We start from the raw sequence: 22638 nt of genomic DNA, 5'->3' as shown, positions 1-22638 counted from the left end.
GTCCCCGAGTGGCAGGCCCTTCCCACCCGTCACTCCCGCGAAAGCGGGAACCCACGGGTGGTCAATACCCCGTGAATCCTCCATATGGCCCCATAAATTCCACCCGAAATTGCTCTTGCGACTCCTTATAACACGACTTATAGTTATAAATAGAGAGTCATAAAATTAAGCTGACCTTATTCAAGGGCGGCAGAAAGAGGGGATGAAATGGCCGGGCAGACAACAGACAGCGAACTCATAGCACAGGCAATCGGACGGTATTTCTCGTACAGGCTCCTGATCATCCCTGCGGTCGCTTTGCTCATGTTGATGATCGCGTTCATCGGGCTGCGGGGCAACAGGGTCTCTGCGGTCGGAGCGCGTGACTACGATGTCAGCCTCGGCCAGCAGTCCCTCGCAACTGGGATCCAGCAGGGCGAGGACTTCGCTCTCGACACGCGGGACACTGGCACACCCAGGGGCGGCGGACAGCAGACGGGCTTCAGCGACGCCATCCAGGGTAACGACGAGGAAATCGACGTAGCAGGCACCCAGGAAGGCTACTCCAACGTCACCGCGACGACCGGGTTCTACGTCGACTGGGGCGCAGAGGACAACGGAATCCTGTCCGCCTTCCTCGGCCATCTAAAGAAGTCCCTACCCAAGGTCCAGTCTACCACCCAGAAGACCAGGTGGTCCCAGTAGCCTCGGAAGCATAACCACGGACAAGCGAGGACCAGTTCCTCAGAAAGGTAGGAGCCGGGAGAGATCCCGGCTCCTGTTTCGTATTCCCACCAAGGCTGAAGCAGTCCGAGTCTCTGGGCCTATGATATAAGATCAGTTCCAAACCAGAGTCACTGCTTCTGAGACCCTCCCTGGACTGCTCTAATTGAACATTGAGGACATATCTGAATCAATTCGGCACCAGCGCGTAAGGATAACAAGCCACGCTCGAATAGAAGCTATGGCAGACAGTCTATCGTTCGATGAAATAGTACACACAGTTAGTACTGGCGAGATTATCGAGGACTATCCCGATGACTGGCCGCACCCCAGTTCCCTGATCTACGGTAAACTTCCCAATGGGGAGCCGGTCCACAGCGTCTGGGCCTACGAGCGTTCCACCAGTGTTGCGGTGCTAGTCACCACGTACCGCCCCGACCCTGAGCGTTGGCACGACTCGCGCACAAGAAGGAGGTAACATTGCCCCTACTCCACAAGTGTCCCACATGTGCCGGAGAACTTGTCGACAAGCGTGTAGAGGAGCTCGTAAAGGGCGGAGTCAACTTCGCAGAGGTAACTGTCCCGGCCGAAGTGTGTCTGCGTTGCGGTCTGCGCCTGTTTGACCCCGACACGGTGCGCCTACTCGAACGGATCGCAAAGCAACTCAGCGCACAGGAAGTCGAAGATTTCGAACCGATGGGAAGATCGTTCCGAGTCCTTGTCTGAGCAGGCTACACAGCCAAGTCAACTCCCGAAGCTCATCACGATCTCTGGATGCGCCCCGCGAGCCAGAGCCTTCCTAGTAAGTTGCCCTCGCCACTCGAATATCCAGTGCTCAGAGCGACGACCGGGTTCTACGTCGACTGGGGCGCAGAGGACAACGGAATCCTGACGGCCTTCCTCGGCCATCTAAAGAAGTCCCTACCAAAGGTCCTAGTCTACCACCCAGCAGACCAGGTGGTCGCAGGAGCCTCGGAGAGGCCTAACCACGGACAAGCAAAGACCAGTTCCTCAGAATGGTAGGAGCCGGGACTTCTCCCGGCTCCTTTTTCGTTTGTGAGGGTCACTGACCGAGGAAATCTCGCCTGTCTATCCCGAGATCTCGCAAGATAGACAATATTGTGCCTGCCCTCAGATCGCGGCTTCCCCAGTTAGGTATTGTGGTCTTCCTAGAGGTATCGCTGGTGGTTACCCATATTTCGTGAGAGCCGCGTGCTTGCCTTTCGAAACTACATCCAAACTCCCCGAGTCTCCTTGTGAGTTCCCTATACGTCGCACAGAAACCAGGAGTTCATCGGCTGTATCCTGAGATGGCTCCGTCTGGACTACTTCCGCAGCCAGCACGCCGGGAGGAAGTTCGTCACCGTTTTCCTCATACGATTCGAGGAATGCGATCGCCACGCTTCGGACATAGTCCAGCGCCTCTGCCTTAGTGTCGCCCCATGCTCGACAACCAGGCATCGCGGGGATCTCGGCAAGATACTTGTCTTCAGTCTCTTCCGAAGGGCCTAGGATCTTACACACAAACCTGTAGTTTTTCATTGAAACGTCCTTGTGAGCAGTTGCAGACTACCCCAGTACGGATGACAAAATAGTAGCACGGGTTACGTAGTAACTCATCTTTGAGTGATACTACAAGGGGACCGTCACAGTTATTCATCAGATCGCCGCCTCTTTGCCCCGGGCCGCAGCCAATACGCGTTCCTGTCAGCTGCAATCACTCCGAAGCAGACACACGCAAACACCAACGCAAGCCCATACAAAGACATTAACACTCTGATAGGCAATTTCATGATCGGATCAGACCATAATCCACCAAGTGCATTCAGGTCACTCACAACTCCCACACCAAGAAGGAGTCCGATAACGGCGCTTAAGAACCCAAACAGTCCCACAGCTCTAGGAACACCACGCAGGCTACTACCACCAATGATCAATGCATAGAGGGCGAGAGAGGTGGCAAGGAACAAGAATGCAAATGCGAATATTGGCAACAGAAGGAGCCTTGTGTACACCTAGAGGCTAGCTAGGTATCGAGAAGAGTGCACAGGGTGCCCACATGAACCCGCCTACACTCGCAAAGTATCGCAAGAACGTCAGTAACACCAAGTAATCAGGTCTTCCCTACTGCAAAGCGGGGAGCCTGATTACGCGAAGGCTACCACGGCGATGCCGCTGTGGGAAACACCCTCCTCCAATTGACACTCCACAAACCCCTCACATAAAATCCACGCGTACTGAATGCTGTCACGAGTGCTTGCGTTGATTCGGAGACATCCAAAAGGCATGCCCCGGACCCGATCCGGGGTTGAGAGGTGTGTACAGGCGGGTTCGCCAACGGCGACTCCCCGCCTTGTGGCGGCGTGATCTCCGAGAGCCTGCCCCGGCGCAGGCTTGGGGATGCGAGAGTAACCATCGCGTTCCCCTTCCCCTTTTTCGCTTTCCCTCTAGGGGCCGACCTGTGTTATACGTGAGTCGCATCCGAACTGAGGGATACCTCGCACAAGACCAACCTGGATGAGTAGAGAAAGACAATGACCACTGACGTTTGGACAAGCGAGAAGATACGAGAGACCTTCCTGGGCTACTTCGAGTCGAAGGGGCACAGCCGGATGGCAAGTTCATCCCTGATTCCCGTCGGCGACCCCACCCTGCTGTTCACCTCCGCTGGCATGGTGCAGTTCAAGTCGTACTTCACCGGCGAGGCAGAACCGCCCAACCACAGGCTCACAACGTCGCAGAAGTGCTTCCGCACTCCCGACATCGAAGAGGTCGGCGACGCCACACACAACACCCTGTTCGAGATGCTGGGCAACTTCAGCATCGGCGACTACTTCAAGAAGGAAGCCGTCGACTTCGCCATCGAGCTGACGACCGAGGGCTACGGCTTGCCAATGGAGAAGTTCGCTGCCGCTATACACGACACTGACGACGAGACCCGCGAGCTGTGGGTCGCGAAAGGCATTCCGCGCGACCGTGTGTACAGCTATGGCGACGACGAGAACTGGTGGGGGCCTGCGGGCGACGAGGGGCCGTGCGGCCCGTGCTCGGAGCTCCACTACGACTACGGTGAGGGGCGCGGCTGCCTCGAGGACTCATGGACAACGGCGACGTCTGCGACCGCTACGTCGAGCTGTGGAACCTGGTGTTCATGCAGTTCTACCACCACCTCGACGGTTCCAGGACCGACCTGCCCGCGCCGAGCGTGGACACCGGCATGGGCTTCGAGCGCCTGATCAGGATCCTGCAGAGCGTCGATACCTGCTACGAGACCGACCTGTTCACGCCCATCGTCGCCGAGGTCGAGCGCATCAGCGGCAAGACCTACGGCGAGGACCACGCGTCGACGTACGGCATAAGGGTCGTGGCGGAGCATGGCCGAAGCGTGACATTCCTGATCGCAGATGGCGTGGTGCCTGCCAACGAGGGCCGGGGCTACGTGCTGCGCCGCGTCATCCGGCGAGCCATCAGGTATGCTCGACGCATCGGTATCGAGGGCAACTTCCTCGGCGAGATCGCCGACGTCACCATAGAGAAGATGGGCGATATCTATCCTGAGCTCGTCAACAACCGCGACTTCATCAAGACCGTGCTCAGACTCGAAGAAGACCGCTTCCAGCAGGCATTCGACAACGGCTACTCGATCCTCTCGGAGACTCTGGAAACCAGCCCTGACGTATTAGCAGGCGACGTGGTCTTCAGACTGTGGGACACTCACGGATTCCCCGTTGAAATGACCCAGGAGATCGCTGCCGAGAACGATGTCGAGATCGACATGGAGGGCTTCGAGCGCGAGATGGCCGCACAGCGCGAGCAGTCGCGTGCCGGAGCGCAGTTCGGCGAGGACAGGGCCAAGATCCGCGTCTACGAGAGCCTCGGAGTCGGCGGCACCGCCTTCCTGGGCTACGAGTCGCTGAGGACGTCCACGGTCGTCGTCGGACTCATAGCCGACGATGAGGTCGCTAACGAGGTCTCAGAGGGACAAGACGTCGAGATCGTCCTGCTCCAGACCCCATTCTACGCAGAGGGCGGAGGTCAGATCGGCGACGCTGGTGACATATCAGGCGACAACGGCCGAATGGCCGTAACCGACACCCAGGAGGTGATGCCCGGCCTGATCGTCCAATTCGGCAAGGTCACTGCCGGCTCGGTGAGCCTCGGCGAGACCGTCGACGCCAACGTCGACCCGATCCGACGCGAGGACACAGCCCGCAACCACACCGCGACACACCTGCTGCACGCCGCTCTCAGGCAGGTGCTCGGGCTGCACGTGAGGCAGGCCGGATCGCTGGTCGCACCTGACCGGCTACGCTTCGACTTCACTCACGTCCAGGCAGTCACCGACGATGAAATGTGGCAGGTTCAGCTCCTGGTCAACGAGAAGATCAGGCAGAACGCCCGCATCCTCAGGGACGAAGACACATACCAGGAGGCGATCAGACGCGGCGCGCTCGCATTCTTCGGCGACCGCTACGACGAGCGTGTGCGACTCGTAGAGATCGCCAACGGCGATACCTTCAGCTTTGAGGTCTGCGGTGGCACTCACGTCGACCGCACCGGCGAGGTCGGTGCCGTATACGTGCTCGGCGAATCGAGCATCGGCGCAGGCATGAGGCGCATCGAGGCCACCAGCGGCCGCGCCGCCGAGCGCATGGTCTGGGACCGGTTCAAGCGCGAGGAACGCGTCGCGCAGACTCTCCAGGCTTCGCCCGCCGAGGTCGAGGAGCGCATACAGTCGCTCATGGCCGAGCTCGACAACCTCCAGCGGGAGCAGGAGGCGATGGAGCGGCGCCTGTCCCTACAGGCAGCCGAAGGGCTGCTCACCCAGGCTCAAGACGTCGACGGAGTCACTGTGCTGTCGGCCCACGCAGCAGCGGCCAGCGCTGATTCGCTGCGCGAGGTCGGCGACTACCTGCGCGACAAGCTCGGCAGCGGAGTCGTGGTGCTCGGCGCAGTCGTCAACGACAGGCCGATGCTGGTGGCCATGGTCACCAGAGACCTCATAGATAGTCGAGGCCTGAACGCATCCGATATCGCACGCGGCGCAGCCAAGGTCGTCGGTGGTGGCGGTGGCGGCAGACCCGACGTCGCCCAGGCCGGAGGCCGAGACGCCTCCAAGCTCGACGAAGCGCTCGCCCAAGTCCCAGGCCTCGTCCGCGAGGCCGCCGCGTCTTGAGCGACAGGCCGCTAACAGGGATGGGCATTCGCAAAGCGTCATTCCCGCGAAAGCGGGAACCCAGGGGTGGAGCGTCCTTCGACAAGCTCAGGACGAACGATCTACTGGTTTACCCACCCCTGTCAGGGGACAACCTGTGAGAGTCCTCGCGCTGGACGTCGGCGATAGCAGAGTCGGCCTCGCCATCTCCGATCCCACCGGTCTGCTCGCATCGCCGCTCGGCCACGTCGACCGCAGCCCGACCGACGTCCAGGACATCATCCAGACCGCGAAGGAAAACAAGGCTGCCACAATCGTCGTGGGCTTGCCCCTGACGCTCTCCGGCGAGAGCCGCACACAGGCGGGCAAGGTACGCCAGTTCATCAGGGAGCTGAGATCGTCCACCGACATTCCCGTACAGACGATGGACGAACGGCTGTCGACGGTACAGGCGCAACGGCTGCTGACGGACTCTGACCGTGGTCAGGGTCGACGCTCCAGCCGAGACAGGGGCCGCATCGACTCCTCAGCCGCCGCGGTCATCCTGCAGGGGTACCTGGACTCTCGACGGTAGGTAGCTCTGCGTCAGTCCTCGTTGCTCGAGTCCGTGGAGTCCGAGTCGGACGACTCGCGATCCCGCCGCCTGTCACGCCGTGCCATCTCCCTGAGTCGCTGCTCGACCAGGTGGTGGACGGTGCCTTCAGGATACTCGCCATCGCCGTTCAACTCTCCGGCCTCGAATCCTGTCAGCACCTCAATACCTTCGTCAATGGTCGAGACGGCGTAGATATGGAACTCTCCGTCCCTGACCGCTTTGACCACGTCTGCGTTGAGCACCAGGTTGCGGACGTTGTCCTTCGGGATCATCACGCCCTGACTGCCGGTGAGCCCTCTCGACTGGCAGACCTTGAAGAAGCCCTCGATCTTCGGAGTTGCGCCTCCGGTCGACCGAGCCTGTGACGGCTATCCCCTGCCTGATGGGCAGTCCTGAGAGGGCGGAGAGCAGCGCGTACAGCTCCGTCGACGACGCGCTGTCGCCTTCGATCTGCGAGTATGACTGCTCGAAGGTGATTGAGGCCGACATCGACAGCCGTCTGCTCCTGCCGTACTTGCCCTGGAGGTAGCCGTTGAGGATCAGGAAGCCCTTGTTGTGGATGCGACCGCTCATTCGAACCTCGCGGTCAATGTTGATGACCCTACCATTGCCCACTGAGACCCGCGCCGAAACCCGGCTCGGCTTGCCGAAGTTGTGCTCGCCCAGGTGGTACACGGCGAGGCCGTTGATCTGGCCCACGACCTCTCCCTGGGTATCTATGCGAATCGTGTCGTTCTCGATCGACTCGCGGATTCTCTCGTCGGCAAGGCTTGCGCGGTACTCGCGCTGCTGCAGTGCCTCCTGCACGTGTCCCAACTCCACGGTGTCGCAGCCTGACTTGCTCGCCCAGTAGTCGGACTCGGTCAGGACGTCCGATACGCTCATGAACCGCGTCGTCAGCTTGGTCTGGTTGCCGACGAGACGGCTGGAGTGGTCGAGCACCGCCGCGACTGCCGAGTTGTCGAACGGACGCAGGTCGTTCTGCGCGACCTCCGAGGCGACGAAGGACGCATAGCGTGACAGGTTCTCCGGCGTCCTCTCCATCGTCCTGTCGAACTCAGCGGTCACCTTGAAGTAGCGTCTGAAATCCTCGTCCGAACTGCGAAGCACGTTCAGGATGCCGGGCGTGCCCACCAGCACCACCTTGGCGCTGACGGGAATGGGCTGGGGACGCATCGAGGTGGTTGGAAGAGGCGTGTCCTGCTCTCCGATGTTCTCGACCCTGATCTTTTCGCTCCACAGCACGCGCTTGAGCGTGTCCCACACGAGTCCGCTCTTGAGCAGGTCCCTGGCCTGGATGACCAGGTATCCCCCGTTGGCGCGATGTATCGCGCCGGGCCTGATCATCGTGTGATCTGTGGTCATCATTCCGGCAACTGCGCGATAGTCGATGCGACCGAACAGGTTGTAGTAGCTGGGATTCGGTTCGAACTCCACCGGCGCCCCGTTGCAGAGCGCGTTGTCGATGAGATCGTTCACCCTGTATCGTGCGAAGAAGTTGTCTCTTGCCTGAGCGCTACCGTCGTCCGTTCCAGGTCGGCCATTTGCCTCCGGCTTGAACGCCTGTGTGTTGTGGACCATGTCGTCCTCAACGTCGTCGAGGTATCCGACAATGTGGGGATGGTCCGCGTACTTATCCTGCAGATCGTCGACGATGGGAGTGAGCGTGAATCGGACCAGATCGGCATCCACCGCGAGCCTGCGCTCGTTGGCCTCCTTGTCGATTCGCCGGAACTCGGATGTCGTCTGCGAGATGAAACGCTGGATCTCGTCTGCCGACGCGCGCAGGCGGTCGCGCTCGGAGTCCGAGAGTTGTCCGAACTCGTCCTGCGTCAGAGGACGACCATCGGGGTGCAGCGGCACGGGGGTTATGCCAACCTGCGTCGTCGAGACGGTGAAGCCCCGAGCTCGCGCCTGGAACTCGAGGTCTTCGTTGACAGCCTGGCGCCTCTGCTGGATTTCGACCATCACCTCCTCGACGCGACGTGTGTAGTCGTCGCTCTCGAAGGCGTTTGGCAGCCGGGCACGGCACGTCTCGATGAGCTGGTCCATGTCGTCGCGCAGCTCTCGCATCATGCCGCACGGAAGGCTTATCGGGACCGGCTGGGTCGGCTCCTGGAAGTTGTGAACATAGCCCCAGTCCGGCGGGTTCGGCCTGCCGGGGGCAATTCTGTCCAGGTACGATCTGAGCGCGGAGCTACGTCCCGTACCCAGGGGCCCGGATACGAACACGTTGAATCCGGGCGCGTCTATCTCCAGCCCCATCTCGAGCGCGCTGATTGCGCGCTCCTGCCCTATCGTCCCATCCAGGGGCTCGACTTCGGCCGTCGTCTTGAAGCCGAGGGTGCTCGGGTCGCAGAACGGCGCGAGGCGCTCAACCGGTACTTTCAGATGCTCAACAGACACTTGGCCGACTTTCATTCACTCGCACGTCGTCGAGGTGCTTCTTCACATAACGGTTAGTCTAGAGTGCTACCGCTATTGATTAAATTGTATCAATCTCTGTGACGCACCGTGCGGGGTCGGACTCGGCCAGTACCGGGTGTCTGTGACCGGTGTGGATGAACTCAGCGAGAAGCTTGCCTGTCATCGGGCCTCTGCCGAAGCCTGAGCTCGCCAGGCCGCTTGCGATGTACAGGTTGTCGCGCCGGGGGATGCTGCCGATCAGCGGTTCACCGTCGAGAGAGAATGGCATCAGCCCAGCCCATGTCCGAGAGATAGGCAGTGAGGACAGCATCGGGATCACCTCGGACGCGTGGCCCTTGTTGACCTCGATACCGGTGGGTTCAACGGTCTTGTCGTAACCGACTAGCTGACGGTCCCCTCCGAAGATTATCTCGCCGTTGCGCCGCTGACGACCGTACAGGTGACGCGTTACGCGGGTGTTGCCCCGGTGTGTGAGCTCAGGCGGCGTGTTAGCGTCAGATCTGTCGTCCATGCTGTAGGCATATGCCGACTCGGCTGAGGACATCGTCTGGAATACGCTGGGCGGAAGGCTCTCGGTGGCCCACATCTGCCCTCGCACGGGGACGATTGGGATGCGCAGCCCCAGCATCTCGCCCAGCGGTCCGCACCATGCGCCAGCGGCGATCACGAGAGACTGACACCTGTAAGGGCCGGTTTCAAACCGGCCCCTACCATTACTGGTGGCAACTTCGTATCCGCCATCAGACGTTGGCTCTATGCCAGTGACGGCGTGATTCGTCAGGATGCGCGCTCCGGCTGACGATGCCGCACGGGCAAAGGCGCGGGTGGCCTTTACAGGGTCGGCCTGGGCCCGGAGCGGCGTGTGCATGTATCCAAGCATCTCTGGGTTGATCTCGGGATCTAGCGAGCGGGCCTCGCGGGGTGTGATCAGCTCGACCTGGTGACCGTGGCTCCTCTGCGCGTCCACTCGCCCCCGCATGTAGTCATACTGCTCGGGAGTGTGGATGGCAGTAAGCGACCCGGACTGCCTGAACTCGATGTCGTATCCAAGGTCGAGCTGCAGCTCCTTGAAAAGCTGCAGGCTGCCCATCGTAAGATAGGCGCCGAGGTCGGGGACGTCGCCCCAGCCGGTTGCCCCGATCTGGCCGGCATTGGCGCCGGACGCCTCGGAGGCTATCTCACCGCGTTCGAGGAGCGCGACGGCACCCCCCAGTCTTGCGAGATAGAGGGCGGTGGAAGCTCCCGCGATTCCACCGCCGATTATGAGCGTTTCCACGTCCGGCATATTTGGCGTGTCCTGGTGAATGATCTTTGCGAGCGCGTATGCCGCCGTCCGCACTATCGAATATGCGTCGCAGAGAGACGAAGGCTAACGTGCGGGCGAGATGCCCGCGCTCCGGCAAATCGTTACGGGTAGTGAAGCCTGCCCTGCCTCTCAGTGAAGGCACGGAGCAGGTGTCCCTGACCAGTGGTGACGTACAGAGTTGAGAGGTCCTCGCCGCCGAAGGTGCAGTTGGTCGGCTGATCGACGTTCAGCGGATGCGTCTCGAGCACTTCGCCTGACGGCGAAAAGACGTAGATCATCGGGCCCGGTCCGCCGGCACGGTTGCCGGCAGTGGCAATGATATTGCCCTCGATGTCGAGGCACATTCCGTCGATGCCCCTGTTTTCACCGAAGTCGTGGATGACCTCGCCGTCGCCGAGGCTGCCGTCGTCGTTGACCGGATAGGCGCGCAGCTCGCGCTTCTCCTCCGGCAGACGCCCACTCTGGGCCACATACAGCGTGTGATAGGCCAGCGAGAACAGCAGGCCGTTGGGGCGCGTGGTGTCGAATGTCACGCGGCTGATGGACCACGAGCCGTCGTCCTGGGAATCTAGCCTGTACACAGAGTCGTGGTCGAGCTCCTTGTTGGAGCGGTCGTTCGACCATGCTCCCCCGGCGCCTTCGTAGAAGGGGTCGGTGAACCACACCCTGCCCTGATGGTCTATCGCGAGATCGTTGGGGATATTGAGCTTTTGGCCCTCGAATCCGTCTGCGAGCACAGTTGCGCTTCCGTCGTCCTCGTAGCGAACGACGCGACGTCCTCCGCCCTCACAGGCGAAGAGCGTGCCGTTGGTGTCGAGCATCAGGCCGTTGGCGTTGTTGGTGCCTTCCTTGTAGATGGTCGAAGTGCGTGTTTCGGGATCGTAGCGCATGATGTAGCTGTACGGGATCACGGTGAACAGCAGGCCGCTGCCATCCCAGGCAGGTCCTTCTGAAGTGCCTCCGTACGGTCCATTTACATTCGTGAAATTCCAGGCCAATGTACTTCTTCCTCTCTACTGACTGGCAGCATTCGAGTTATAGCTGCCGACCTATCTGTGCCGTCGGAAGACATTATGACAGGTTTGAAGACTCCCAACGAGGGGCGGGGTTGTCGCCGAAAGGCAGTTCAGTTTCTGCACCCTTCGGGCTAGTTGCCTGGCTGAAGCCGTCGAAGTTCGGACTCCAACTGCCTCACCCGCTCCTCGGCAGCATCACGCTGGGCAACTGCGCTTCGTCTGGCAGCAGCCTCAGCATCTCGTTGGGCTTTGGCTTCGGTTAGATCGGGCAGGTATTCTTCACTGGCAGGATCCCAAAACCTGAGCATGCCACGGTCCCAGTGCAGTTCGAGGCCCAAAACTTCACTGGTTCCGCGAAGCAGGCCGCCCGGCTCAGACACGATAGAGATTGGGACATACCGCCGTCCATCCACCAAGCGGTCACCTGCGAGTGGGGCATCGTGGTACCGTCCACCAGTATGATCGAACCGCCATTGTTCGCGTACCAGGTAGGAGGCGTACATTTCTCGCTTAACCGTGTAATCTCGGCGACCTGTGCTCTCAGAAGCCACCTCTAGTACGAAGTCAGGTGGTTTTCCCACTTCACTGATTGTGTAGCCGTTGGCCTCTGTGATCGATACCGGAGGTACGTTGACTTCGAACGCGACCAAACAGTCCGGCTTGGGCGCACGTCTGAGGTCGCTGGCGTCGTAGCAAAGATAGCCGTCACCGCCGACAAAGACGTCGGTGCGGTGACGAAAGTAGTCATTAAGTATCACATAGGCGTTAGACACATGAGGAAGTTGTTGCATGGCGTCCGGCGGCTTGGGAGGGTCGGGCAATCGTGTGAGCGGCTCACTCCGACCCGTCTTGGGTACGTGTCGAGTAGTCATGTGATACCTCCAGTGGAGGGGTTCACGCAGTGTCGATGTAGAAATGATAACACGGGCACTTCAGGCAGCCCGGGAGTAGGTATGCCCTTTGGATTGGTCGATCCATTGAGAGGCTCATCGCCCCTACCCCCAGATCGGACTCTGGAAGTCTGCCTAGATCACCTCTTCGGACTCGCCTACGTCTTCGGCGGCTACGCCTTCGATCTCTGCGCCGACTGCCTTGATCTGACCGAACTCCTCGCGGAAGCCGTTATGCATGGTGCGGGCGTCGGAGCTGTACAGCACGAAGCGCACGTCTTCCCAGTTGCGAAGCAGCTACATGAAATCCACCGATTCCACAGAACATGTCCGCAAACGTTAAGGATGGGGAGTGCTCGTTCGTCATTTAAGTTACGACTCCACGCTGCCTTCCAGCTTAGGATCATCATAAGGCTATATTTCTCTCTGGCTATTCGCAAGCTACTCTGGATGAATATTGAACGTGGTCCAAGCGAATCTGCGGTCCGGGTCCAATATCGTACGGACTACTCCACGGAGCCTGATCGTCTAGCCGCCTGGCCGCAAGTGCCTGAGTTCGGACTCCAACTATCTCACGCGCTCCTCGGCGCCTCACTGTGCCTTAGTCTCTGTCAGGTCAGGTAGGTACTCTCCTAGTGTGGGATCCCAGAAGCGGAATGTGTCGCTGTCCCAGTGTACCTCCAGCCCCAGTGATTCGCTGCACCTTCGGATTATGTCATCCGACCCGTCTTGGGTACGTGTCGAGTAGTCATATGCTGCCTCCAGCGAAGCCGCTCACGCGGTGGCGATGGTCAGATGATAACACGGGCGTTCGGAGTGGCCTCTATCAGTAGCCCGCCCTGGATTGGCTGGCCACGTGCTTCAGGGGCCGACTCTCACTCCTCACTCCTCTTCACTCACTCCTCGACCCAACCCCCTTGACTCCTACAGAACAGATGTACTATTATCTCCACCAGAGCATACCACTCCCAGCTAACAGACAATGTCCCTATCACAATTCATCAGAGACAATACGAACGACGGCCGAGACATGGCTGGCATCCTCATCGACGTGATGAACGGGCGCATTGATGGCGCCAAGATCAGTCACAGGCTCACCGCAGCCAGGCTTCTCATCATCTACGGATACGATGACGCCGACGACTTCATCGCCGACAACATCCCCATCACCTCCACGGCCGACCACGACGACAGGGTGTGGGTCATTATCGACCCAGACCTGGCCAAGCTCATCAGGTCCAAGACCGACGACGGTCGTGCCATGTGCCTGTTCCTCATAGAGGTCATGCAAGGCAAGGTGGAAGGCATCAACGTCGGGCATCGCGTGTCGGCAGCCAGGGAGCTTCTCAACCGTGGATTCGGCAGGTATCAGAGCAGACCGCTGCCCAAGCCTCCAGGTTCATCCGCGCCCCGACGCTCGAACCACAAGACACACCAGCGAGTTGCATCTTCCCGTTCGCTCGCGCCCGTTCGTACCCGGATCGAGTCCGGGGCAGGCTCAGAGCCTGTCGAAGGACGGTCGGTCCTATCAAACGAGACAGTGACCCTGGACGAACCTGAGTCGCAGATAGAGGAGTCTCCTGCAAGCGTCGTCAAACCCATCTACATAGACTCCGAATAGACTCCGAACCGTTCTACCTGGACTCCGATCTCCTGATGGCATTCGATGGATGCGAAGACCCGAACTTCGATCCCTACCGCGCCATCCACGACGAGGAGTACGCCAGAACGTACTCAGACTGCCCGGACCCCGAGTGCGAGGTCCACGGCAATCCCAAAGAGTTCGACTTCGACCCCAACGACTACCACTACTGACCGCTTCAGTAGCTCACCGGCCCTCAGGGTAACGGCCCCTCTCCCTCACAGCCTGCCCCGGGCTTGATCCGGGGACTAACACAGGTAGGTATTCGCAGTTCGTCATTCCACCCGAGGCTGGGTAGTACCTGCAAAGCAGTGCTATGATTAACTGGTCATAGTAACCACTTGGAGAGGTTCATGCGCGAAGTCCAGGCGACAGTGGCAAAGGCTCGGCTTGCTGAGCTGCTTCGAGACGTCGAGCGTGGCGAGTCGATTACGATCACGCGCAACGGCAAGAAGGTCGCAGCACTCGTCCCCATTGAGGACGATGAGAGGGAGCAGCGGAGAAAAGCCGTAGAGAGATTTTTGGAGATGCGACGAAGCTGGAGGCCAGTTCATATGTCCACTGAGGAGATTCTTGCTGCCAGGCACGAAGGGCATCGGTTCTGACCTTGATCGTCGTAGATGCATCTGTCGCAGTGACATGGGTATACGATGATGAGTCAGACGCGCGGGCGGACGCTGCGTTAAGAGAAGTCATAGAGGGTGGCGGGCTAGTTCCCCAACACTGGCACTTGGAAGTGCGCAATGCACTTCTCATAGGTGAGCGTCGGGGTCGTATCACTCCTGACGAGATACGCGAGCGCCTGTCCGGACTAGATGAACTCTCATTAAGGACCGATGCCGACCCAGACTTAGGAGAGGCACTCGAACTCGCACGATTACACAACCTGTCCTTCTATGACGCTATCTACCTCGAGTTGGCACGTCGACGGCAAGCTGCATTGACAACGCTGGACGGCAGGCTCAGCCGCGCCGCGCTAGCTGAAGGTCTCCAAACATTGCCGTGACCGGCTAATGTATCGACTATTCAGTTATGACGGTCACAATCGTTCGTCCTGAGCAGGGAGATGCTTCGCACCGTTTCACTCTACCCAGCATGACAGGCGGTTAAATGCGATTGCACTGTCGCCCTGAGCTTGTCGAAGTGCGGTTCACCGACCATCAAGACAATGTGAGCAGTCCACTAGATCACCTCTTCGGACTCGCCTACGTCTTCGGCGGCTACCCCTTCGATCTCTGCGCCGACGGCCTTAATCTGGCCGAACTCCTCGCGGAAGCCATTGTGCATGGTGCGGGCATCGGAGCTGTACAGCACGAAGCGCACGCCTTCCCTGAGCCACTTGGTGGTCAGCTCTATGGTCTGGTGATGGAACAGGTTGGGCACGTTGTGCTTCTGACAGAGGCGGATTACCTCGCGCAGCGCGGCCTCATAGTCTGGGTGGTCGTACTGGTCAGGGATGCCGAGCGTGATGCTCAGGTCGTTCGGGCCGACGAACACGGCGTCTATGCCTCCGACCTCGAGGATGTTGTCTAGATTCTCTATGGCGGCAACGCTCTCGATGCCTATGATGCAGACATTGTTGCGGTTGCGCGCCTCCAGGTACTCCTTCGTGGCCTGGGACGGGAACTCGCCGGTGTCGATGACCTTGCGGACCATCGCGCCCTTCAGGGGCCTCCACTTGGCTGCGGCGACGACTTCCTTGACCTCTTCAACGGTCTCACAGTAAGGCGCGAGTATGCCGTGCGCACCGGCGTCGATAGCCATGGTGACGTAGTGGGAGTCGGGTATCGGGATACGCACGATAGGGGCGACTCCGCTGAACGAGAACGCGGCGATGAAGTCTGCCATCTCAGAGCGTCCGCGAGGGGAATGCTCGCTGTCTATGATCACGTAGTCCAACCCGAACGCCGACATTGGGTTGGTCCAGCGCGGGTTTCGGCTCATGCTTAACATAGTGCCGTAAACGACGCCGCCTGACTGGACTTTCTGCTTCAGTTGGTATCCGTCCATGGGGTTGGCCTCCTGGGTTTGGTGTTGAGACTAGAGACTGGGTTTGCGGGTGGCCGCGAACGCGGTCTGAGTTTATCAGCTTGGTGGTGAGTTGATAAGCTGGGGCCTGAGGTGGAGGGTGTGTCGGGTCTGCAGGTAGAGTATGAGATTTATCCACGAAGGGCACGAAGGAACACAAATGAAGAGAGTAATCATTGATACCGACCCTGGGATCGACGACACTGCGGCAATCCTGTTTGCGCTGGGGAGCCCTGAGCTACAGGTCGAGGCGCTGACGATGGTGTTCGGAAACGTGTCGGTCGAGAAGTGCACGATCAACGCGCTGCGGATCCTGGAGGCAGCAGGACGCGAAGACATCCCGGTGTACCCGGGATCCGGCATACCTTTCGGGATGTGGGAACCTGCGTTCGCGCAGTACATTCATGGCAGCGATGGGCTGGGCGACTCGGACGCCCCTGATCCGACGACTTCGGCGCAGAGCCAGAACGCGGTGGTCGAGATCATCGACCGGCTGCTGGCCTCGCCGGGTGAGATCACTCTGATCGCGCTGGGCAGGCTGACGAACATCGCGCTGGCGATCAACGTCGAGCCGTCTATCGTCGACGCTATCGACGAGGTGATCGTGATGGGCGGGGCAGTCACGGTGCCGGGCAACGTGACTCCGGTGGCGACCGCCAACATCTGGGGCGACCCGCAGGCGGCGAACGTGGTGTACAAGTCAGGAGCCAAAATCGTGCAGGTTGGCCTGGACGTGTGTCGCAAGGTCGAGTTCAGCCCTGAGCAACTGGCCCGCACGTGGAGCGCGGATACACGTGGAACACGACTACTGCAGGGCGCGGTCGCTTTCATTCAGCAGGCGTACAACCGGAGAGGCCGGCTGAACAATCCCGAGGGCGCACAGTTCAACGACGTTCCTGCTATGGGCTACGCCATCGCTCCGTCTCTGTACACGATGCGGGATGGGTACGTCAGGGTGGAGTACCTCGGTGAGATGACCAAGGGTCAGACGGTCGCCGACTTCGAGGGCCAGACGGACAACCCGGCGAATGCGGCTGTGGCTGTGGACGTTGACGTGCCGGGCCTCACGGAGCTATGGGTGGAGAGGGTCAGCGGGTTAGGGAGTTAATGCGATTCCGTGGTGCTTCGGCATTGACTGAGCGACGCTTTAATGATACTCTAGTATCAATTAACTGCTTTGGTACACCCCTCAGCCCCAATCGCTTCGCAGCCAACGGGAGATAGGATCAGTCGCACACCATGACAACCTCAACTACCGAGCGTCCAATTGTACGACCAGACCTGCTTGCCGTTCTCGAGGATGGCGGCTACAGGATCACGGAGCCGAGACGCCACGTGATCGCCGCGCTAGACATGAAGGACGAGGGCTTCACCGCTGAGGAGCTCTGCAATGAGCTAACCTCCGTCGGCAGAGCTACCGTCTATCGCACCATCAAGCTGCTCCAGAAATCAGGAGTGATCTGCAAGCTGGCGATGCCGGACGGCGCGCCACGGTACAGTCTCGCTCGCGTCGACCACCATCATCACACAGTGTGCGTGAGGTGCGGCACGATCGGGGAGTTCAAGCACGCGACCATCGAGCGTCTGCTCCGCGCCGTCAGCCAGGAGGTGTCCGGGGAGATTGTCGGGCACCGGCTCGAGGTGTTCATCTCGTGCACCGACTGCAAGGATCCCGTCCGCTGGCCGGTGGACGCTGAATTCGGTCACCGACACTAGAAGGGCAGCCCCCTGAAGGACCACCCCTCTTGCATGTCCAGCCCCGTATCGGAGTACGGGACAGGCGGTTGCCTATTGGCTGTAGCCGCTGGGCTTGGTCGAGATCATCTTATCCGGCAGAGAGTCGGTGATGTGTCCGAGCAGGAACTTGAGGTCCCTGTACGAGTCCAGGTTGCCGAGCTCATACTCAAGTGGCCATAGCTCTTCCATCAGGGTCGAAAGCTCTTCCCTCACGTACCCGGATTCTCTGCCGTCTATATATGGGAGGCTGCTGTAGCGGTCTGAGGCCAGTGCGACGACCGCTCCGAACTGCATCAGCGGGTCCGTCCCCGACGAGAGATCAGCCAGGATCGCACCCTGCTGCCTGTTGGACAGGCCGTCCGCCGGTGTGACCCAGCGGAGGGCGACGTCGCCGATCTCAATCTGCTTCGATTCGGCGGCCCACTCTCCCTCGTGTGTGAGCTCGACTTCGTAGAAGACGGTCGTTGCTGCGCCCACGGGAATCTCGGCGAACTCCTTGCGGTTCTCGGTGAACGACTCGTCTGAGGTCACGCGGTTCTCGTACCCGATCAGGCGCCAGGAGGCTACCATTGCCGGGTCCCACGTCACCTGTGCACGAGTCTGGTCTGCGAACGGGACTGACAGTGCGAGCCAGTTCTCGCGGCTGAAGGTGGCGCGGGCCTGTGGGGTAGTGCTCAGGTACCTGTACCACCCGTTGCCGTGCTGGGCAAGCTGTTCGAGCAGGTAGTCGTTGTAGTTGCTGATGCCGACGCCGATGGTGATGAGGCGGAGCGGGTTGCCGCTGTCACGGTCGCTGGCCGACTCCAGTATGGCGAACGGGTCTGTGGCGTCCACGTTGGCGACACCGTCGGACATCAGGATGATGTAGTTGTACGCGTCGGGACGTTCTCTCCTCATACGATGGGCCATCTTCACGCCGAGATCGAGTCCGGCCTGCACGTTGGTGCTGCCATGCGGAGCTAGCTGGCTGATCGACCACTGGACGTCGTCACGGTCGGGGCGCTGGTGCTTGACGGTGTAGCCGTGGATAACATCGGTGGTGAAGTGAACGACGCCGATGCGGTCATCCTTGTCGAGGCTCCTGCGGATACTCTCGGCGGCCTCGCGGGCTATGTCGACGCGGTTGCCGTCGCCCATCGAGCCTGAGGCATCGAGCACCAGGGTTACGTTGAGAGGCTTGTCGTCACGAAGCTCAGGGGCCTGGAATCCGAGCCGTACCAGATAGGTGCGCTCCTGGAGTGGGTGCTTCATGACATCGGTGGACACCGCAAAGCTGTCGCGGTTGGAGGGCATGTCGTAGCCATAGTTGAAGGAGTTGATCCACTCCTCTGCCCTGACGGAATCGGGGTCTACTTCGTAACCAGAGCGTGCCCAGTTCAGCGCGAGGTGGTAGGAGGTGCGGTCGGTGTCGAGGCTGAACGTGGACACCGCGTCGTCCTCGGTCCAGACAAACCTGGAACGCTGGTAGTCCTCGAACGTGGTAGCGCCTGGTGTCTGCTGCTCGTAGTGACGACTCCACTTCCGGTCCTGCGGCGGCACGCCCGGATGCATGGGAGGCCCTCCACCAGACTGAGGAGCGGCGGCTGGTGCGGCCTGGGCTGCTGCCGGAGCCGGGGCAGCCGTAGGAGCGGATGCTGGAGCAGCCTGAGCAGGCGCGGACTGCTGCTTGGAGGTGCTCGACTCCATCATCGCTGCAGCAGGCGCTGAGGTGGGTGCAGGCGCGGGAGCTGGTGCCGCCATCGGTGCCGATGGGGCTGCAGCAGCGGGCACCCGGGCAGGCCGGGGGGCTGCCGGCTGCGCCGGAGACTGTGCGGCGGCCGACTGCGGAGCAGGTGCGGGTGCGGCAGGCGCAGCCGCTGCCGGGGCCTGAGGAGCTTCAGGTTCGTCCACCGATGATGTCCCGCATCCGATCACGACTGCCATCAGCATGAGTCCGAGGGTCAGCAGTACGAGCTTCGGCATCGCGGCATCCCGCAGGGTCTTCGTAGTTATGTTCATCTCATTGTCCTCCTGTATCAGACTGCGGCCAGTTGGTCGTTTCTGGCCGTCTCACAAGTACAGACGAACGAGATGCAGAGTTTGTTCCCATAATCTGAGATCTCAGGAAAACTCGTCATTCCGGCGAAGGAACGTCACCCCGTACACCGATACGGGGCCGGAACCCACGAAGTGGCTCGCCGCTCGGCAATCCAGGGGGCGGGGGTGTCCTTCGACAAGCTCAGAGCCCGTCCCGGACTTGATCCGGGAACGAACAAATTGTCGGTTTACCTACCCCGGTACGCCCTGAGGGAGAGGAGGTTATGCAGAGATCTGAAAAAGAAAAGGGCGGACTTTTCGTCCGCCCCAGATGTGCGAATTGATTGTCGGGCTGTCAGTCGATCAGACGTCGGTTGCCGGCTTGAACTTCACCAGGGTGTACTCGTCGGAGGCGTCGTCGAAGACGGCCTCGACAGGCATGTCTATCTCAGCGTCCTCAATCTCGCAGTCGATGAGATTGGAGGGCATTCGCGGTCCCTCGTTAAGCTGGATGATCGCGTAGATGTGCGGAGTCTCAGGCTGGAACGCCGGATGCGCCGACTGGTGCACTACGGTGTACGAGTACAGCCGTCCCCTGCCGCTGACGCGCGTCCAGCCGAGGTCATCAGACATGCAGACCGGACACTGCTCCCTCGGGTAGAAGAAGATGTTGGCGCACGTCCTGCACCGGGGCATGACGAGCTCGTGGCGCTTCGTCGCCTCCCAGAACGGCTTGGACAGCTCCGGGTTCATGGGGACCGGCATGGGCTTGGTGTACTGTGTGGTCATGGTTCGACTTTCCCTTTGTTCATCTCGTTAGCACCAAGGAGTGTCGACGGGGTAGGAATTCGAGATTCCCCCCTCACCCAGAGGGAGAGGGGGGAATCTATTGAACTTAACGACTTGAGGTCTTGGCTAGAGTGTGTCCTCGGACCCGAGGACCAGCGAGCACATTTCGCTCGCCGTGCCCCCTCAACCATTCACCATACATAAGTCGTTTCGGGGTACCTGCCTGACCCCGGCTTTGCCCATTACCTGGCGGGCGCCTTCAATGACGTGTCTGAATCCGCCGGCGAGTCCGGGCTGTCCACCCGAGAGCTGCCCGCCGTCGGTGTTAATCGGGAACGAGCCCTTGTAGGTCGTATCGGTGGACTCGTAGAACGGGCCAATCTCGCCCTTTGGAACGAATCCGGCATCTTCGAGGCTCACGGCCACGAGGATGGTGTATCAATCGTAGAACTCGGCGAACTGCATGTCCCCCGGAGCGTACCCCGCCATGTTGAACGCCCGCTTCGCGCTCGTGGCGACGGGCGTAGTCGTGATCCTGTCGGTCTGCCAGATGTTGGCGTTGGACTGCTCCAGACCGGATCCGAGCAGGTAGGCCGGACGGTTCGGAAGCGCCTTCGCGCGCTCGGGGGTCGTCATTGTCAATGCGGCCGCGCCATCGCACGGCATCACACACTCGAGCAGCCGCAGCGGGTAGTTGACGTACCGGGAGTTCATGACGTCCTGCACGGTCGCCGTCTGTCCGTTGAAGACGGCGTTGGGATTCTCCACAGCGTTGAAGCGCTGGTCTGATGCGACCTTCGCCATCTGTTCCTGCGTGGTGCCGTACTCGTACATGTGACGGTTGTAGATGAGCGCGTACCCGGTGCCCGCGCCGGGGGCCATGCCGTACGGCTCTTCCCACTCGGACCTGACCGACGCGCCACCACCGGGAGGCCCCGACGACCTGGAGTTGCCCATCACTACCAGCACGGTCTCACAGAGTCCCGCGTTGATCGCGCTGGCGGCGACCGTGGTTGCCGTCGCGCCGCTGGCTCCCTGCATCGAGACACCGGTGGCGAAGTTGGGCTTGATGTCGATGTACTCAGCCATCGTGGCGAGCGCGGCTCCGCCATCCGTCACGAGGCCGTCGATGTCCTGCTTGCGCAGTCCGGCATCGTTGATAGCCATCTTGGCAGCCTCAGCGCAAAGGCCATAGAGGGTGCGCCCCTCCAGGAGCCTGCGTGTCGGGACCTCACCGATCCCAACAACTGCCGCCCTTCCTCGTAGAGTCATAGGCCCAACCTCCTCCATAGAAGTTCTGGAATTGTACTATACGACGTTGGATGTCTGTGGAAGCAAAGGGGCAGTGTCATTCTCGATCTCGTCTCAGAAGAGAGACGAAGCCCGCCTGCTCGAAATCCCGGTCGTAGGCTAATGCCTCAGTTATGTTGCGCTCCTCCATGACTAGAAAGCTCGCGCAGTCGGTGAGGCTCCATCTTTGGTCCAGCCTTGAGGCGTATCTTGACAACGCCTCGCTGAATTGAGCCGTGGTTTGCGGAACGACCTCCACATCGGAGTCACTTAGCAGCCCCATCATCATATCCATCGCAACCGTGCGCGCATACTCTCCACCTCTGCTCATGTGATTGAGGAACTCAACCAGAACCATCTCAGTAGTGACCACCATGGACACGTCCAGCGACTCAGTTACATGCACAATGGTAGGGCGCAACTCGTCTCTGCCGGAGGCAAGCGCTATCCAATAGCCTGTATCCGCGAAGACGACATGCATCAGTCTTTCTCTTTTGATGATCCGTACAGGTAGTGTTTGTAGTTCTTCGCACCATCAGTTGGCAGGCTGTCCCAGGCTTCTGGCGGAACGGATTCCCGCAGCTTCTCAGCCATCTTGAGAAGTCTCACGCCAACGGACTCTTCACACGTCGCCTGCTCCTTCTCTGGCCCTTCCGATTCAGTCGCTTGCCTATTCAGCGTATTTGGTTCGCTGATACTCAGAGTCACCTCCTCGCCTTCTTCGAGGTCGAGAGGTTCAAGAGGTGTGAGAACGCCGTTCTCGTATCTGGCCTTTACGTTCGCGTTCATCATAGATCCCTTCTGCGAGTGATTTGGCCTGCGACCATACCTCGATTAAGCAATTTGCACTACGATGATCTTACCAGACGATCCGGTAGCACCTCGGTCCTGACGCAACGCCCCGTAACCGTCCCACAGGCGGTGTGAAAAGAAGAGGGCGGAGAAACTTGGTAAGGTTTCGGTAACTAAGAGAGACCAAAACCAAGAGACTCCGCTAATGTCCAGAGTAAGATTCACACTTCCACAGAGCCTGCCCCGTTGTAGA

24 protein-coding genes and 1 pseudogene are annotated in these 22638 nt (G+C 60.1%); 11 read left to right on the top strand and 14 right to left on the bottom strand.

The window, feature by feature from the left end:
* The first annotated feature begins 207 nt into the window (after positions 1–207).
* The 3 genes from J4G14_10675 (at position 208) to J4G14_10665 (ending at position 1428) form a co-directional block, all read left to right on the top strand.
* Positions 208–684, top strand: a complete 477-nt coding sequence (locus J4G14_10675) for a hypothetical protein (GenBank protein MCE2458262.1) — start codon at positions 208–210, stop codon at positions 682–684.
* A 184-nt stretch (positions 685–868) separates the two neighbouring features.
* Positions 869–1180, top strand: a complete 312-nt coding sequence (locus J4G14_10670) for a DUF4258 domain-containing protein (GenBank protein ID MCE2458261.1) — start codon at positions 869–871, stop codon at positions 1178–1180.
* Between the two features lie 2 nt (positions 1181–1182).
* Positions 1183–1428 carry a YgiT-type zinc finger protein gene (locus J4G14_10665; protein ID MCE2458260.1) on the top strand — a complete coding sequence of 82 codons (246 nt, stop codon included), beginning with the start codon at positions 1183–1185 and terminating at the stop codon, positions 1426–1428.
* A gap of 337 nt (positions 1429–1765) precedes the next feature.
* Here J4G14_10665 and J4G14_10660 read toward each other — a convergent pair.
* A pseudogene (locus J4G14_10660) lies at positions 1766–1972 on the bottom strand (type II toxin-antitoxin system HicA family toxin).
* Positions 1891–2244, bottom strand: a complete 354-nt coding sequence (locus J4G14_10655) for a type II toxin-antitoxin system HicB family antitoxin (GenBank protein MCE2458259.1) — start codon at positions 2242–2244, stop codon at positions 1891–1893. Before J4G14_10655 ends, J4G14_10660 begins: the two are co-directional and overlap by 82 nt.
* A gap of 1555 nt (positions 2245–3799) precedes the next feature.
* Between J4G14_10655 and alaS the strand changes: the two genes are divergently transcribed.
* Positions 3800–5878 carry an alanine--tRNA ligase gene (alaS, locus tag J4G14_10650; protein MCE2458258.1) on the top strand — a complete coding sequence of 693 codons (2079 nt, stop codon included), beginning with the start codon at positions 3800–3802 and terminating at the stop codon, positions 5876–5878.
* A 136-nt stretch (positions 5879–6014) separates the two neighbouring features.
* Positions 6015–6431 carry a Holliday junction resolvase RuvX gene (gene ruvX / locus J4G14_10645; protein ID MCE2458257.1) on the top strand — a complete coding sequence of 139 codons (417 nt, stop codon included), beginning with the start codon at positions 6015–6017 and terminating at the stop codon, positions 6429–6431.
* Positions 6432–6442: 11 nt separating this feature from the next.
* Here the strand turns inward: ruvX and J4G14_10640 are convergent, their stop codons facing one another.
* From J4G14_10640 to J4G14_10620, 5 genes are all read right to left on the bottom strand, one after another.
* Complete coding sequence (locus tag J4G14_10640) at positions 6443–6610, bottom strand: hypothetical protein (protein MCE2458256.1); 168 nt, start codon at positions 6608–6610, stop codon at positions 6443–6445.
* A 13-nt stretch (positions 6611–6623) separates the two neighbouring features.
* On the bottom strand, positions 6624–8873 hold the full coding sequence (locus J4G14_10635) for an AAA family ATPase (GenBank protein MCE2458255.1): 2250 nt from the start codon (positions 8871–8873) through the stop codon (positions 6624–6626).
* Between the two features lie 64 nt (positions 8874–8937).
* Complete coding sequence (locus J4G14_10630) at positions 8938–10218, bottom strand: FAD-binding oxidoreductase (GenBank protein ID MCE2458254.1); 1281 nt, start codon at positions 10216–10218, stop codon at positions 8938–8940.
* 68 nt (positions 10219–10286) lie between these two features.
* A complete protein-coding gene (locus tag J4G14_10625) occupies positions 10287–11183 on the bottom strand; it encodes an SMP-30/gluconolactonase/LRE family protein (protein ID MCE2458253.1) in 897 nt (298 codons plus the stop codon).
* Positions 11184–11332: 149 nt separating this feature from the next.
* On the bottom strand, positions 11333–12073 hold the full coding sequence (locus J4G14_10620) for a Uma2 family endonuclease (protein ID MCE2458252.1): 741 nt from the start codon (positions 12071–12073) through the stop codon (positions 11333–11335).
* Between the two features lie 1048 nt (positions 12074–13121).
* On the opposite strand from J4G14_10620, the gene J4G14_10615 reads away from it, so the two are divergent.
* The 4 genes from J4G14_10615 (at position 13122) to J4G14_10600 (ending at position 14739) form a co-directional block, all read left to right on the top strand.
* Positions 13122–13712 (top strand): hypothetical protein, encoded by a 591-nt coding sequence (locus tag J4G14_10615; protein ID MCE2458251.1) that lies wholly within the window; start codon positions 13122–13124, stop codon positions 13710–13712.
* Positions 13713–13747: 35 nt separating this feature from the next.
* Positions 13748–13906 carry a hypothetical protein gene (locus tag J4G14_10610; GenBank protein MCE2458250.1) on the top strand — a complete coding sequence of 53 codons (159 nt, stop codon included), beginning with the start codon at positions 13748–13750 and terminating at the stop codon, positions 13904–13906.
* A 180-nt stretch (positions 13907–14086) separates the two neighbouring features.
* On the top strand, positions 14087–14338 hold the full coding sequence (locus J4G14_10605; protein ID MCE2458249.1) for a type II toxin-antitoxin system prevent-host-death family antitoxin: 252 nt from the start codon (positions 14087–14089) through the stop codon (positions 14336–14338).
* Positions 14339–14340: 2 nt separating this feature from the next.
* Positions 14341–14739 carry a type II toxin-antitoxin system VapC family toxin gene (locus J4G14_10600; GenBank protein MCE2458248.1) on the top strand — a complete coding sequence of 133 codons (399 nt, stop codon included), beginning with the start codon at positions 14341–14343 and terminating at the stop codon, positions 14737–14739.
* A 176-nt stretch (positions 14740–14915) separates the two neighbouring features.
* Here J4G14_10600 and J4G14_10595 read toward each other — a convergent pair whose 3' ends face one another.
* On the bottom strand, positions 14916–15743 hold the full coding sequence (locus J4G14_10595; GenBank protein ID MCE2458247.1) for a hypothetical protein: 828 nt from the start codon (positions 15741–15743) through the stop codon (positions 14916–14918).
* A gap of 178 nt (positions 15744–15921) precedes the next feature.
* Between J4G14_10595 and J4G14_10590 the strand changes: the two genes are divergently transcribed.
* A complete protein-coding gene (locus tag J4G14_10590) occupies positions 15922–16869 on the top strand; it encodes a nucleoside hydrolase (protein MCE2458246.1) in 948 nt (315 codons plus the stop codon).
* 131 nt (positions 16870–17000) lie between these two features.
* Positions 17001–17477, top strand: coding sequence for a transcriptional repressor (locus J4G14_10585; GenBank protein ID MCE2458245.1), 477 nt, complete (start codon positions 17001–17003; stop codon positions 17475–17477).
* A 72-nt stretch (positions 17478–17549) separates the two neighbouring features.
* Here the strand turns inward: J4G14_10585 and J4G14_10580 are convergent, their stop codons facing one another.
* The 6 genes from J4G14_10580 to J4G14_10555 form a co-directional block, all read right to left on the bottom strand.
* Complete coding sequence (locus tag J4G14_10580) at positions 17550–19496, bottom strand: von Willebrand factor type A domain-containing protein (protein ID MCE2458244.1); 1947 nt, start codon at positions 19494–19496, stop codon at positions 17550–17552.
* A 381-nt stretch (positions 19497–19877) separates the two neighbouring features.
* Positions 19878–20303, bottom strand: a complete 426-nt coding sequence (locus J4G14_10575; protein ID MCE2458243.1) for a Zn-ribbon domain-containing OB-fold protein — start codon at positions 20301–20303, stop codon at positions 19878–19880.
* Between the two features lie 183 nt (positions 20304–20486).
* Positions 20487–20723 carry a hypothetical protein gene (locus J4G14_10570; protein MCE2458242.1) on the bottom strand — a complete coding sequence of 79 codons (237 nt, stop codon included), beginning with the start codon at positions 20721–20723 and terminating at the stop codon, positions 20487–20489.
* Positions 20724–20741: 18 nt separating this feature from the next.
* On the bottom strand, positions 20742–21575 hold the full coding sequence (locus tag J4G14_10565; protein ID MCE2458241.1) for a thiolase family protein: 834 nt from the start codon (positions 21573–21575) through the stop codon (positions 20742–20744).
* Positions 21576–21651: 76 nt separating this feature from the next.
* Complete coding sequence (locus tag J4G14_10560; GenBank protein MCE2458240.1) at positions 21652–22074, bottom strand: PIN domain-containing protein; 423 nt, start codon at positions 22072–22074, stop codon at positions 21652–21654.
* Positions 22074–22382 (bottom strand): antitoxin family protein, encoded by a 309-nt coding sequence (locus J4G14_10555; protein MCE2458239.1) that lies wholly within the window; start codon positions 22380–22382, stop codon positions 22074–22076. The genes J4G14_10560 and J4G14_10555 overlap by 1 nt, the downstream gene beginning before the upstream one ends.
* Positions 22383–22638: the final 256 nt, after the last annotated feature.

This window comes from Dehalococcoidia bacterium, from assembly GCA_021295915.1.
GTDB lineage: Bacteria > Chloroflexota > Dehalococcoidia > Lucifugimonadales > UBA1123 > VXRN01.
Note: the sequence above shows the minus strand (reverse complement) of the source record. Positions and strands in the feature narration are given on the sequence as shown.